Origin of the sequence: Vibrio rotiferianus CAIM 577 = LMG 21460, assembly GCF_002741985.1 — a bacterium.
GTDB classification, from domain to species: Bacteria; Pseudomonadota; Gammaproteobacteria; order Enterobacterales; family Vibrionaceae; genus Vibrio; species Vibrio rotiferianus.
In genome coordinates, this window is the sequence record NZ_APHW01000104.1 from 55,612 (window position 1) to 68,458 (window position 12,847).

The following is a 12,847-nucleotide window of genomic DNA, read 5'->3' on the forward strand; positions in this document are numbered from 1 at the left end:
AGTTTGCTCTTATTAATGATGGTGATGATGAGAATGATCATGATGCTCGCCGTCACCTGTGGTTTGGTGACAGCCGCTATTAATGGCTTGCTCTGCCAATATATCCAATAACCTAGGAGAGTTATGGACGATGATTAAAGACAGCCCTAACATGACGGACATTCTCAGCATCTGAGCGAAAATGGATTGAGAAAAAAGCATGCATTGTGCGCTCAAGTAGAAAAATGAGCGCGAAGTGTAGAGATAAGTCTTAAATGACACAAATGATAAAAAGTGAAGTAATGTATGCGTTTCATGCATGCGTCTGACTGTTAAACAGATCAACATAAAAAGTGGTTGAACTTTGTTCTGAATTCGAGTCTAGAAACAACAAAAGCTCATGCTATATGGCTGGCATGAGCTAGGTTTCTCTTATTGAGTTTGATGCGTGCTTTAGCTGTTTTGAAAAGACTCTAAAGCAGAAATCGAGGTTTCAGATACTAATTCACCATCCATGTAATAGCGGACTTGCTCACCATCTTTAATGCCAGTCAGAGTCGCCGTCGTACCATTGTTGTAAACAATGTGCATTTGAACGGTGTTCTCGTCGACTTGATACATTTCACCAGACTCTATCTCACGGTTGTTTGTGAGCGGATCGATAGGAGCTTCTTTAAACTCAGGGCTAAGGTCGTCGTTCACATTAATATGTGTTTTGGTTTTGCTATCAAAAATATGCGGAGTTCCAGTAATTGGATTTTTTCCGGTCCAAAATTCTAGCGAGTTAAAGACCACATAATCAGCAGCCGTTGTGATGCCGTATACAGGAGCAAGCAAAAAGTTGACGCCAGCTCGCGCATAGCGGTTATCAACGACTTCAACGTTAAACTTCATCAACTTTCCGGTAACGGCGTTGCTACCCACACACCCAGTCAGTGATGCAGCTAAAAGAGAAAGACCAATTACCTTAACAGTGAGTTTTTTCATTTTATTTCCAGAGTTGTGTAAGAGAAGAAGCGCAGATTCTGGAGGAAAATAGAGTGTAAAAGTTACCATTTTACGCCACTGTTCAATTTAGCTGATACAAAATTGCCTTTCGCTTTGTTATTGATTTTATTGGTGATTGTTACTCATTGAATGATAAGTATGGCTATGTGTGTTTGTGATTATGTTGCGGCGTAAGGCTATTTGAACTTTTAGGCGACACGATGAAAATACCGTGTCGTCATGATGTGCCATAAAGCGGTTTATAGCTTTTGTTCAGCTGTGACTAAAGGGACGCGATTAGATACAGCGTGCAGTGCGATGTTGTGGATCATTTCATCGACCGTTGTACAGCAGTCCATAAGAATTGATACATCGTATTTTTCTGCCGCTTTAGAAATAGCAGTATGAGTGACACAGTTTTGCGTCATCATGCCACTTACTAATAGCTCTGTTACCCCATGTTTCTGTAGTACTTCTTCAAGGTTTGTTTGTTCAAAGCTGTCGGCAAAGTGTTTGATAACTACATCTGCATTTGGCGCTAGTGCCAAGATCTCAGGATGAATCTCAGCGCCTTCGGAGCCTTCATTAAAGAAAGGTGCAATGCCCATTGCTGGATCGGCGATGTGCTGAATATGAATGATAGGAATATTTTTCTCATTCGCTTTAGCAATTGCGCTCTTGATGTTGCTTAGTGTTGCTTCTGTATTCCATAGCGGAAATTTACCGTTAGGGAAGTAGTCGTTTTGTAGATCGATAACAAGAAGTGCTGCTTGGTTCATGGTGTTTTCCTTTTGTTTTCAGTGAATGTGTTGCTTTGGTATGGGAGCTATTATGCGTGCTTTCTTTTGTCCTGCTTAGTGTCTAAAATGACAAAAAATAGGTCAAAAACGACATTTGGAATGAACAGGATAAACATTGCTATTGTGAACTATCCGGGGGCTTCAAAAGCGTCAGTCTATGGTTTGCAGGAGCTGTTTGAGATGGCAAGCCGTGCTTCGATTGAGCTGGATGTTGAATGTCGATTTCATGCAGATATCATTGATTGGAAAGAAGATAGTATTCGAGCTGATGAGTTCACGGTCGTCATACTGCCGCCAAGCGGTGCGGAGCAATATTACCTTTCGCCAAGTGAGGCGTTAACGTCTTGGTTGTTTGAGCAGCACAAAGCAGGTGCGGTGGTTGCATCGGCATGTGCAGGAGCGTTTGTTCTCGCGCAAGCTGATTTGTTGAATAACAAAGCGTGCACGACACACTGGGGCTTGGCAGGGTTATTCCGAGATAGGTTTCCTAAAGTGACGCTTAAGCCTGAATCCATCCTTATCAACGAGGGCAGTGTCATCACAGCTGGTGGCATGATGTCTTGGCTCGATTTGGGGTTGGAGCTGGTATCTCAGCTAAGCACACCTGCAGTGATGCGTTTGTTGGGAAAGATGCTGGTGGTTGATACTGGTGCCAGAGAGCAACGTTTTTATCAGCAATTCACGCCTAATTTTCAACACGGTGATAGTGCCGTTCTTAGTGCTCAGCACTACATGGCCGATCATTTCTCACATGTGATTTCAAACCAAGCTCTATCGGAGATCAGTTGTTTAACTGAGCGCACGCTTCAGAGACGTTTCCAAAAAGCGACAGGTTTGAATTTGAATCAGTATGTACAACATCTTCGTGTGCAAAAGGCGTGTGATTTATTAGAGTCGAGCAACTTAGCTTTTGAAGTTATCGCTTATCAAGTTGGGTATCAAGACGCGAGCGCGTTTCGCAAAGTGTTCATTAAAACCATGGGATTGGCTCCCAAAGCGTTCCGCGCTCGTTTTAGTGCTTAATTATCGACGCACTGATTGTTCAATATGCTGACAAATTGCTTCGGCAAGTTGGTGGCTAGCGATATTACGCGCTACGATTTCAGAGGCGATTTTGCCTGACTGGATGACTTCAAACCAATCCAGCAACATAGAGTGGAAACCTTTACTAGTTAGCATTGGCGTCCAATCCTTCAAGCTCAACTTCTGCTCCTGATTGTCTTGCCACAGTTTCCCTTCAACAAACGAGTCAAACTCCATTGCTTTGTTTGAATAGCATGCTTGGACACGCTCTGTGGTGATCCCGAAATGGCGATTCATGGATGCGTGAAGCAGTGTCTCACCATGCTGCCATTGAATATCCAAACGAGCCAGTTGGTCACCATCCATTTGATGAGTAATGTAAGCGTCTTTCAGATCTGCTTTGGCCGTGATGTTCACGCTATCAAGAGGGTGGATAAAATCATCAAAAATGAAGGTTCGGATATCCCCCGGTAATTGATGACGGTTTTTTCCCCAACGCAGTGATTTTAAGCCCGAGAGTTCACCTTTCTGGATGCTCGGCATATGTTGATTGTAGAGCGGAATATGACGGCGATTGAAACCAACATACAGAGGCTGTTTCACGCGCTCTGCAATACCGTAGAGTTTCTCTACTTCAGCAGCGCTATCTGCTAAAGGCTTGTCGACAAAAGTAGGGATGCCTTGTTCCAAAAAGAAAGCGGCAATTTGAGGGTGAACGCTAGTAGCGGCGTGAATCATGACTGCATCTACGCCCATGCCAACCAGTTGCTGATAGTCTTGGCAGGTTTCTGCGATTCGATACTGTTGAGCAAGTGCGTTGAGTGCGTTTGCATTGCGGGTACAAAATACCAGCTCAACATTTGGAATTTGAGTGATAACAGGAAGGTAAGCTTTTTGAGCAATGTCGCCCAAGCCAATGATGCCAATTTTCATTTGGTTCTTCTTCGTTTGTTAGCGGGCTAAACATTATATACCCAAGTGACCTTAAAATGCGGGACTTAGAATGAGCCACTGATTCAAGTTTGAGGAATACGATGTCTTGGAATCGGGGCTGTTTCCAAGGTGTTTTCGCTGGACCAAACATATCTAGGTTACTTAGGTATAGCTGAACCCGCTAAGAATTTTCGGTGTAAAGTGTCACAAAAAAGCCTGACTCATTGAATGGGTCAGGCTTTTACTGTCTTATCTTGAATTAAGAGTTTCGACAGGTTTTAAAAATATCCAATTTACCATCGTACGCATTGGTTTCGATATCCATAATGCCTAACAGCGAGTGGAAGACATTATCGTGTGAGTGCGTTGCGGTTTGCTGCGCTTCTTGTTGCAAGCAATCGCTATCGATGTGTTTGGCTTGCTTAAAGCCTGGAGACATCCAAAGCATCATAGGAACGCGCTTTTGAAAATCAGGTGCCAGTCCATAAGGCATACCGTGCAAGAACAAGCCATTTTCACCCAGAGATTCGCCGTGATCAGAAACATAAATCATGGCTGTGTTGTATTTGTCTTCCAATGTTTTTAACTTTGCAATGGTTTGATCTAATACGAAGTCAGTGTAACGAATAGTGTTGTCATAGGTATTGACGATTTGTTCAACACTACAGTTTTCGATATCTGCACGAGGGCAATCAGGTTGGAAAAATGCTCTGTTTTTAGGGTAGCGCTGGAAGTATGTTGGTCCGTGACTTCCAATGAGATGCATCGCAATAACTCGGTTCCCTTTCATGCTAGATATTTGAGTATCTAAATTGTTTAGTAGCGCCATATCATAGCAAGTGCTTCCATTGCATAACTCGTTTTTCTGGCTTCTATCGACCTCAATTTTAGTGATGTTGTGGGCAACACCTTTGTCACCACCATCATTTTCTTTCCATAGCAAATCAACACCAGCACGTTGCATAATATCCAACGCATTATCTTGGTTATCTGCGCGGCTGCGGTCAAAATCGCTTCGAGTTAACTGAGAGAACATGCAAGGAACAGAAACCGCGGTTGCAGTACCACATGAGGCCACGTCTTTGAATGACACCACATCCAGCTTGCTGGTATATGGGTTAGTTTCGCGCTCATAACCATTCAATTGATAGTTTTGTGTACGAGCGGTTTCACCAACAACAAAGACGAGTAAAGTTGGTTTCCCGTTTGCTTGTTGTAGAGCCATTGATGATTGTTTAGCATCCAGTCCAATTTCACGGTAAGGCTCTGGAGTTGTGAGGTATTTTGCTTTTACGTAGCTCGAAATACTGTAAACGTATTGGGTCGGGATAATGACTTTTTTTAAATAGCTATTGTTACGGCCTACTGAAGCATAGTCTTGATAATACAGCCCGGCGATCACTGCGATCACCGCTAAAGATGCTAGCATCGATACGACTTTAGTTAAGACAAAACGAAGCCACTGCCCATTTAGCGGTTGTAGCTTTACTTTGAATACTAAAGCAGCCGGAATCATGCCCATTAGCAAAGTCCAGATGACAGAATATGCGCTGAGGTATGAGCTCGCTTCACTGGTGTCTGTCTCGACGATGTTTGTGATCATGTCTGTATCGAACAAAGTACCGTAGTTATAACTCGCATAGCTAACCATGCTAGAAACCACCAACAGTACGATGAAAAACGGTTTACTCAGCCAAGGCCAACTGAATAAATTGAACAAAAAGTTCAACGCGGCGAAGAAGAAAATGGGAATAGTAATGATGAAACCAATTTTTACTTCATCCAAATTCGAGAGGATATGAGAAAGCTCTTTGTAAATGGGGATGTTCACGACAAGAGCAAAGTACAATGCGAGAAATAATGTAAAGGTAACGTAAGAGATACCTTTGTATGGGAATGTAATATTCTTCATAATTTATGGTACTAATCTGGTACTACAGCAAGACCGAAGCCCAAACAAAGAGGGCTAGAAAAAGCGCAACAAAGACTGCTGCAGAGCCAATGTCTTTGGCTCGACCACTAAGTTCATGCCAATCATCGCTGACACGATCGACTACCGCTTCTATGGCGGAGTTTATGAGTTCGACAATCACAACCAGTAACAGGCTGGATATCATCATAATGCGTTCTAAGTTCGTCACGGGAAGCAAAAGTGTGCAGATAGAAAGTACTAGCGTTAACACGAGTTCTTGTCTGAAAGCGGCTTCGTGAATCCACGCGGCTTTCAATCCTTGAAGTGAGTAACCGGTTGCGTCCACAACTCGGCGTATACCTGTTTTACCTGGTTTCAAATTATTGCCTATTATTGCGTTCAAAAAGAGAGTGAGGGAAAACATCCCTCAGAATAAAAGGCATCAAATTGCAATTTAGAGGATAAATGATTGAGCGTGAAATATTTGTGAAATTCTCGGCTGCAATCCAGAGCTGGCTGCAATTGATGCTTATTTATAAATTAAGACTCTAGGTCGTAAACGGTGTAGCCTTTATTGGCTAAGCATTTACGCAGTACTAGAGATTGGGTTTTTGTTGAGTCGTTTGCTCCGCCCAATGCACCAGCTCCAGCACCAACAGCGCCACCGGCTGCAGCTCCGACAACAGCGCCGCCCACTCCATCTTCAAGTACGCCAGCAACGGCACCAATTAATGCACCTGTTACGGCACCATTTTTGGCTTCCGTCTTCGCAGCTTCGCCTTTGTCTACTTTTTCTGCGTAGCCTTGGCAGTAATTAAAGTCTTGTTCGTATTGAGCTTGATCGACATTGGTCATATCAACAACAGGTTGTTGATTGTATGCACAAGCCACAAGGCTTGATGAAAGGGTGATGAGAAGAAGTGGTCTATACATTTTTACGAACCATTATTACGATGAATTAATGGTTTAAATGTACACTGTTTTATTTTCTGGCTCTGTCTTGTGATTGTATAGAAGTGTCGCCGTTTGTAATGAAGATCTGTGCTTTATTGATAAATTTATGAGTTTATTTTGGAAAGCAAATGGTAAAGCATGCACCGCCTAGGGGGCTATGAGACACGGAGACTTCCCCTCGCTGCAACTCGACGATCTGTTTTACTATCGCAAGCCCCAGTCCAAAACCACTGGTGTTCTTATTACGTGATTTATCAGCACTATAAAAAGCATCAAACAGGTGAGGCCAATCTTTCTCTTCGATTCCGCAACCATCGTCATGGATTTGTATACAATGGTGATCTGATGTCTCAATAATATTCAAGACGATAAGGCTATTAGCGTACCGCATTGCGTTTCGAAGTAGGTTGTCTAATGCGCGCGATAGAAGTTTTGGGTCAGCTGAGATAACGATGTTTTGGGCTTCGGAATCATCGATTTCAATAGATACGCTTGTATCCCGTTGCCACTTTGGTAACAGTGATTGAATAAAACTAGCGAGCATTACTGACGAAGTTTGAATCTCTGCGTTAGGCCTTTCCATCTTTGCGTAGTAGAGGAGTTCTTCGACCATGTCTTCCATGTCATCGATGTCTTCAACGATGCTGTTGACGTATTTTTTCTGCTGTTCGTTGAGCGAGGAGTCTGAAAGAAGGTCTGCTTGCCATTGGAGTCGAAAGATTGGCGTTCGGAGTTCGTGCGCAACGGCGTTGGTCAACATTTTGTTGCTTGTAATTAGGCGAGATACTTTCTCTGCCATGTCGTTAAAGCTTTGGTTAAGCGTTCCTACCGACTTCGCGCTGGAAGTATCAGCCCGAGCATTGAAATCTCCTGATGCGAATTCAACAGTGACTTTTTCTAGAGCACGAACACGGCGACTTAAAAACCAAATTAGAAGCACACAATAGAGGGCAAAACCAGCAAGAAAGAACAGCCAGACGATATTATCATCGAAGTTTATTGCTTGAATTATCGGGCTGCTTGGGTTTTCACTGAATTTGAATACAGGGGAGCCGGGTTCAAATCGAAACCACAAGTCTCGCTCATCATCGAACGCGGTATTAACTGATGGATTGTGATCAAACGCTTGCTGAATTTCTTGAGGAAGATGAGTTTTTTCTTCGGCAATCAACAGCATGTGGCTTGATTTAGCAAGTTTCTCCAGTTGTTGTACTGTGTACGCCTCTCCCTTTTCTTGATAGACAGGATAAATAAACTCATGGAAAGCTTGCGCCTGATGCTCTTCTAGCAAGTAATCGTAATCGGTATTGAGTTGATAAACGATGACCTCATAACCCACTAAACTAGCAAAAAATAGAACAATAAGACCAATGAAGCTCTCTAAGTAAATTCGTTTCATTATACGTTCCACGCATCAGGCATGAATAGGTAGCCTTTTCCTCGAACGGTAATGATTTTTTGTGGTGGGGTTGTACTATCACCCAATTTTTTGCGTAAAGTTACGATTCGGTTATCGATAGTACGATCGGTACCGTCGTATTCAATACCACGTAGTGTTTTAGTGAGCCACTCGCGAGAAAGAGTTTGTTCAGGACGGGTTGCGAGTACCCAAAGAAGATCAAATTCACCATCGGTAAGTGCTATTGGCTCTTTGTTGAGAGCACATGCCTTGCGCAAGCGATTCAAGCACAAAACACCGACTTCAACACAGATATCGGATTCGAGTGCAGAAACTTCTTTGCGGCGCAACAGCATACGAATACGAGCAAGCAGTACACGTGGCTTTATTGGTTTGGTAACAAAATCGTCTGCGCCGATCTCCAATGCGGCTACATGGTCAAAGTCATCATCGCTTGCAGTAAGCATCAATATTTTACCTTTGTAGCAATCTCGAACCTGTCGGCAAACACTCAAACCATCTTGTCCTGGAAGCATTAAGTCGAGCAGCACGAGATCTGGCTGGTTCTCGATAATGGCCTCTGGCGCATCTGTACCGTTGTCTATACAGCTTACTTCAAATCCTTGCTGACTAAAGTACTCACTGAGCATGGTTTGTAGTTTCGGGTCATCTTCCACGATGATGAGAGACGGCTTTGAATCTTGTGTGTTCATAGTTGTGATGCTGTAGGTAAGAGTTATTTCTGAAACTTAAACAAATTTGTCAGGGATTTCAATAAACGTAAAGAGTCAGAGGGAATTTATAGACGAGAGTGATTGAATTGAAGGTATGAGATCAAGATCTATCACTTCTCTAGCTTTACTCTGTTCATCTTACAAATGCTTACATGGCGAGCATGGGGTTGTGGGATAATTTTCTTCACTACTTTGGTGGCTTGCTTGGATTTGTAGAGAGGTAAATTGTGATAAGGAGTAAAGGCTTTACTTTGTTAGAGCTCGTTATTGTCGTTGTGGCATTAGCGCTTGTATCTATTACCGCTGCACCTCGAATTTTAGGCTTCTTTAGTGATGGACGAGCGGTGAAACTAAGAGAGATCGAAGCAGTGATGAAAACTGGCTCGGATATTGTGTTCACCAAGGCGCTGACCCAAGGCATTGAAAATCAGTGTTATACCTACATCGATGACATTTATACCTGTAACGGATACCCCACTGCACATAGAGACAATATATTGCGAAGCTTTAACATCGATGCTGAGCATGTTTACATTACAAATAAAGGCAGCGATGCGGCGGGTAGGGAAGCATTTATTGGCTTTACTAAAGATAAGGTGTGGTACAAGAAGTGCTATGTTTATTACAAAGATGCGGTCTCGGGCGGTAGCGTGACGATCGATTCATTTACTGAAGAGTGTTGATTTTATAAAGAAAAAGCGGCTCAAAGCCGCTTTTTGAATTTCGTCGTCTTAAAATCGCAGGGATTAAGGCTGTTGCTTAGTCGGTGCTAGTGCAATTTCACGGATACAAACGTTTTGTGGTTGTTGGTAAGCAAACACGACTGCACGAGCGATGTCATCAGCAGCAAGAACGCCACCCATGTCTTCTTTCCACGCTCCGTAACCATCTTTGATTTCTTGTGATGTTGTGTGAGAAAGCAGTTCAGTTTCTACCGCGCCCGGTGCAATCGTTGTTACACGAACGTTTGATGCTGCAACTTCTTCACGAACGTTTTCAGAAATAGCGTGAACCGCAAACTTAGTACCACAGTACGCAGCGTGATCTGGGAAAGTTTTCTTACCTGCGATTGAGCTGATGTTAATGATAGTACCGCTGTTGCGAGCCTTCATTGGTGCTAACACAGACTGCATGCCGTTTAGAAGACCAAGTACGTTAACATCAAACATGCGTTTCCATTCAGATGCTTCTTGAGTATCGATTTGACCAAGTAGCATCACACCAGCGTTGTTTACTAGAGCATCTGCTGGGCCAAATTGTTCTTCCGCTTTAGCGATTGCTGCTTCAAATGAAGCTTTGTCTGTTACGTCTACTTTTTCACATAGTGTATTCGGCAGGTTTAGCGCTTCCAAACGTTCTACACGGCGAGCAAGAAGAAGCAGTGGGTGGCCTTCATCGCTTAAACGACGTGCGATAGCTTCACCAATACCAGAACTTGCACCTGTGATTACAATCAGTTTTTTCATCTTTTGTTTCCTCAGTATTTTTATTTGAGAGCAGCTTTTTGCTTGAATGCACCTGTCTCGCTGCGATGTGGCTATATTAAGGAAATGCCTTTTGTTGATATATATTGCTTTAGGTAAAACACTGTTGTCATATAGCAACAATAAGTGATAAGTCTAGGAAAATCAGGTAATAAAAAGGCGCACTGAGTGCGCCTTTGTCATTTTTTTGCGTTATTAAGCCGACTGCTCTTGGGTGCAAACAACACTATTGTCGCTACCAAAGCCATTTGGCACGTATGCGTCAGCATGTGGGTCGTTTTCCCACTCAGCTTCGTTAAATAGGTAACGGAACTGGATATTTTGTTCCTTCGGCAAGCGCGTTTTAAATTTAAATTGTCCACTTTTCTTCACGAGCTTCATTGGTTCTGGTTGCCAGTTATTAAAATCGCCCGCAATTTGAATCGATTCCCACTGATTCTTGTCTAGCTCGAACGTGACTTCGACTTCGTCTTTTGTTTTAAAGAATCTTTTTTTAAGCATTAATCTTTCCTTGTTTGTACAAAAACTGATCTAACTATTACTCGGGTTTCATAGTGATTTCAAGTTTTATTAGGATTGCAGTCGGTATAGGATGTCGGAATTATCTGGTTTGTGAACTAGTTAGTCAGCTTCACGCTTGTGTGAATAAGTGGATTCTGTATGATGAAGATTCACCATATTTTGAAGAAGTTATATGCTGAGTTTCAATCGCACATTCATCACGACAATGTTCTGTCTATTAGCCATGCTGCTAACGGGCTTAGCATCGGGTGTGCGTGCAGCAACAGCGCCAATAGAAGTGAGCTCAAGCAAAGATAGAACGGCTGAACTTCATCAACAAATGGGCGTTGACAATACGGACTGTATTGAATCACACCATGGTGGTCATTTGATGGAGAAAGGACAGCAGGTGCACACGAGTTGTAGCTCTTCTTGTATCGTCAAAATACCAACTAATCTCTTGCAAGATGATGTCATCTTACTACCTCATAGTCTTGCACTGATCGATAAATCATCCACACCAAAAGCAGTAACGGTGGTTTACAGGCCGTACCGCCCTCCGATTGTTTGAACCTCTTATTTATCAAACCAGCCTTGCTTGGTTTTCTAATTGTTAATTAATGAATACGGCACATTTGTGCCTGAAGGAATCAAACATGAAAAAGCTTTTTGCACTTTGCAGCACTCTATTATTGGCGTTCACAGCTCACGCTGCGCAATTTGAAGAAGGTAAACACTACAAAGTTTTGGATGTAGAGAAAGCGACGAAACCGACGGTAACCGAGTTCTTTTCTTTCTATTGCCCTCACTGTTTCAAATTTGAAGCGGTCATCGATAACCTAAAACCATCACTACCAAAAGACGCAAGCTTTGAGAAAGTGCATGTTGCTTTTATGGGAAGCGATATGGCGGTACCAATGGCGAAGTCATACGCGACAATGGTGTCATTAGGCGTCGAGAAAACTATGGTGCCAGCAATGTTTGCTCAGATTCACCAAAAGCGTCAAGCGCCTAAGGATGAAGCGGAACTAAAGCAGATCTTTGTTGAGAATGGCGTAGATGGTAAGAAGTTTGATGCGGCATACAACAGCTTTGCCGTGAACTCGATGCAAAAAACATTTGATAAGCAGTTCAAACAAAGCACACTAACAGGTGTTCCTGGTGTGTTAGTGAACAACAAATACATTGTGCTGCCAAATGAAATCCGCAGTTACGATGAGTATAACGATCTAGTAAAGTATTTGTTGACTCTGTAACGAACAAATAAAAAGGCGACCTAAAGGGTCGCCTTAATTTTAACGTACAGCACTAGAGCACACAGTTGTTGGCACGCTAGTCATGAAAATTGCGTGGGGATAGAACAAACTCGCAGCTGTTACAACGGCACTGCATGGTTGAGTCACCGTGGTTTTTACGACGTTTGTCAGTACCTTGCTCGTTACGCCTACGGTATTTACTGCAGCCTGTTGTGCTTGATAGGAAACACAGCCAGAAGTCATATTAATAAGAGCTGCACCAAATAGAAACTTACGGAAAAACATATTCATTCCCTTTGTGAATGCTTTTGAGTACTTATATGCCCATCCATTCATAATTAAAACAAAACGGTGTTCAAAACAGCTATCACTTCACGAAATGAACATTGTTTTATATAACGAGTTGAATTTTGTGATCTGGTAGGTGGACAGACCAGCTCATGCGATCAAAACCAGCCCGTGCATGAGTACAACGCCAGTAGTGAGTTTGCCTCTCATCATCTGGTAGCCTTTCGGCTCTGCCTCTTTTTCTACTCTTCGTATCAATTTTTCTGCATACCACACGGCGATGTAACCAGCGGCCAATAATAAAGTCGCTATGACATAGTGTTTGTTGCCTTGCAATAATGCGCCCCACGCGAGCAATACGAATAAGTTACTCAGCACCAAGGCATTGCGACTTAAACGATGATAGAAATGGTCAATGGCATTTCCCCAGAGCACGCCTGACAGGAAGCTCAAAATCACCGCGCTATAAGCAATAAAAAACTGCTGACCAGATAAGTTGAATAGAGTTCTCTCTGTAGAGATAAGAACCAAGCTAAACAAAAATGGCAACAGTCCCAAATATCCTAATTGCAGCATTGTAGTACGCGTTGTTGTCAT

Annotated in this window: 17 protein-coding genes; 4 read left to right on the forward strand and 13 right to left on the reverse strand. The window is 42.8% G+C overall.

Annotated elements, in window-relative coordinates; translation table 11 throughout:
- Positions 1 to 12 precede the first annotated feature (12 nt).
- The 3 genes from B853_RS19900 to B853_RS19910 form a co-directional block, all read right to left on the reverse strand.
- Positions 13 to 162, reverse strand: a complete 150-nt coding sequence (locus tag B853_RS19900; RefSeq protein WP_170001037.1) for a hypothetical protein — start codon at positions 160 to 162, stop codon at positions 13 to 15.
- A 270-nt stretch (positions 163 to 432) separates the two neighbouring features.
- Positions 433 to 966, reverse strand: a complete 534-nt coding sequence (locus B853_RS19905; protein WP_038884654.1) for a DUF3332 domain-containing protein — start codon at positions 964 to 966, stop codon at positions 433 to 435.
- Positions 967 to 1,226: 260 nt separating this feature from the next.
- Complete coding sequence (locus tag B853_RS19910; RefSeq protein ID WP_038884653.1) at positions 1,227 to 1,745, reverse strand: cysteine hydrolase family protein; 519 nt, start codon at positions 1,743 to 1,745, stop codon at positions 1,227 to 1,229.
- Positions 1,746 to 1,865: 120 nt separating this feature from the next.
- Here B853_RS19910 and B853_RS19915 point away from each other — a divergent pair, with 120 nt between their 5' ends.
- A complete protein-coding gene (locus B853_RS19915; protein ID WP_038884651.1) occupies positions 1,866 to 2,789 on the forward strand; it encodes a GlxA family transcriptional regulator in 924 nt (307 codons plus the stop codon).
- Here the strand turns inward: B853_RS19915 and B853_RS19920 are convergent, their stop codons facing one another.
- The 6 genes from B853_RS19920 to B853_RS19945 all read right to left on the reverse strand — a co-directional run bounded on the left by B853_RS19920 (position 2,790) and on the right by B853_RS19945 (position 8,700).
- Complete coding sequence (locus B853_RS19920) at positions 2,790 to 3,722, reverse strand: Gfo/Idh/MocA family protein (RefSeq protein ID WP_038884648.1); 933 nt, start codon at positions 3,720 to 3,722, stop codon at positions 2,790 to 2,792.
- Positions 3,723 to 3,981: 259 nt separating this feature from the next.
- Positions 3,982 to 5,634, reverse strand: a complete 1,653-nt coding sequence (locus B853_RS19925; protein ID WP_038884646.1) for a phosphoethanolamine transferase — start codon at positions 5,632 to 5,634, stop codon at positions 3,982 to 3,984.
- Positions 5,635 to 5,656: 22 nt separating this feature from the next.
- The gene (locus B853_RS19930) at positions 5,657 to 6,013 is read right to left on the reverse strand and encodes a diacylglycerol kinase (RefSeq protein ID WP_038884644.1); all 357 of its coding nucleotides are present in this window, start codon (positions 6,011 to 6,013) and stop codon (positions 5,657 to 5,659) included.
- A 161-nt stretch (positions 6,014 to 6,174) separates the two neighbouring features.
- On the reverse strand, positions 6,175 to 6,567 hold the full coding sequence (locus B853_RS19935) for a glycine zipper family protein (protein WP_038884643.1): 393 nt from the start codon (positions 6,565 to 6,567) through the stop codon (positions 6,175 to 6,177).
- A gap of 133 nt (positions 6,568 to 6,700) precedes the next feature.
- Positions 6,701 to 7,987, reverse strand: a complete 1,287-nt coding sequence (locus B853_RS19940) for an ATP-binding protein (protein WP_038884640.1) — start codon at positions 7,985 to 7,987, stop codon at positions 6,701 to 6,703.
- Complete coding sequence (locus tag B853_RS19945; protein ID WP_038884638.1) at positions 7,987 to 8,700, reverse strand: response regulator; 714 nt, start codon at positions 8,698 to 8,700, stop codon at positions 7,987 to 7,989. The genes B853_RS19940 and B853_RS19945 overlap by 1 nt, the downstream gene beginning before the upstream one ends.
- A gap of 248 nt (positions 8,701 to 8,948) precedes the next feature.
- Between B853_RS19945 and B853_RS19950 the strand changes: the two genes are divergently transcribed.
- The gene (locus tag B853_RS19950) at positions 8,949 to 9,404 is read left to right on the forward strand and encodes a prepilin-type N-terminal cleavage/methylation domain-containing protein (protein WP_038884635.1); all 456 of its coding nucleotides are present in this window, start codon (positions 8,949 to 8,951) and stop codon (positions 9,402 to 9,404) included.
- 63 nt (positions 9,405 to 9,467) lie between these two features.
- Here B853_RS19950 and B853_RS19955 read toward each other — a convergent pair whose 3' ends face one another.
- Both B853_RS19955 and B853_RS19960 read right to left on the reverse strand, forming a co-directional pair.
- Complete coding sequence (locus tag B853_RS19955; RefSeq protein WP_038884634.1) at positions 9,468 to 10,187, reverse strand: SDR family oxidoreductase; 720 nt, start codon at positions 10,185 to 10,187, stop codon at positions 9,468 to 9,470.
- 213 nt (positions 10,188 to 10,400) lie between these two features.
- The gene (locus tag B853_RS19960; protein WP_010451201.1) at positions 10,401 to 10,706 is read right to left on the reverse strand and encodes an isoamylase early set domain-containing protein; all 306 of its coding nucleotides are present in this window, start codon (positions 10,704 to 10,706) and stop codon (positions 10,401 to 10,403) included.
- 193 nt (positions 10,707 to 10,899) lie between these two features.
- On the opposite strand from B853_RS19960, the gene B853_RS19965 reads away from it, so the two are divergent.
- Together B853_RS19965 and B853_RS19970 are read left to right on the forward strand one after the other, a co-directional pair.
- A complete protein-coding gene (locus tag B853_RS19965; RefSeq protein WP_010451202.1) occupies positions 10,900 to 11,277 on the forward strand; it encodes a hypothetical protein in 378 nt (125 codons plus the stop codon).
- A gap of 85 nt (positions 11,278 to 11,362) precedes the next feature.
- Positions 11,363 to 11,962 (forward strand): thiol:disulfide interchange protein DsbA/DsbL, encoded by a 600-nt coding sequence (locus B853_RS19970; RefSeq protein ID WP_010451207.1) that lies wholly within the window; start codon positions 11,363 to 11,365, stop codon positions 11,960 to 11,962.
- A 39-nt stretch (positions 11,963 to 12,001) separates the two neighbouring features.
- Here the strand turns inward: B853_RS19970 and B853_RS19975 are convergent, their stop codons facing one another.
- Both B853_RS19975 and B853_RS19980 read right to left on the reverse strand, forming a co-directional pair.
- Positions 12,002 to 12,247 carry a hypothetical protein gene (locus B853_RS19975; protein WP_010451208.1) on the reverse strand — a complete coding sequence of 82 codons (246 nt, stop codon included), beginning with the start codon at positions 12,245 to 12,247 and terminating at the stop codon, positions 12,002 to 12,004.
- Between the two features lie 153 nt (positions 12,248 to 12,400).
- The gene (locus B853_RS19980; protein ID WP_010451210.1) at positions 12,401 to 12,847 is read right to left on the reverse strand and encodes a DUF3429 domain-containing protein; all 447 of its coding nucleotides are present in this window, start codon (positions 12,845 to 12,847) and stop codon (positions 12,401 to 12,403) included.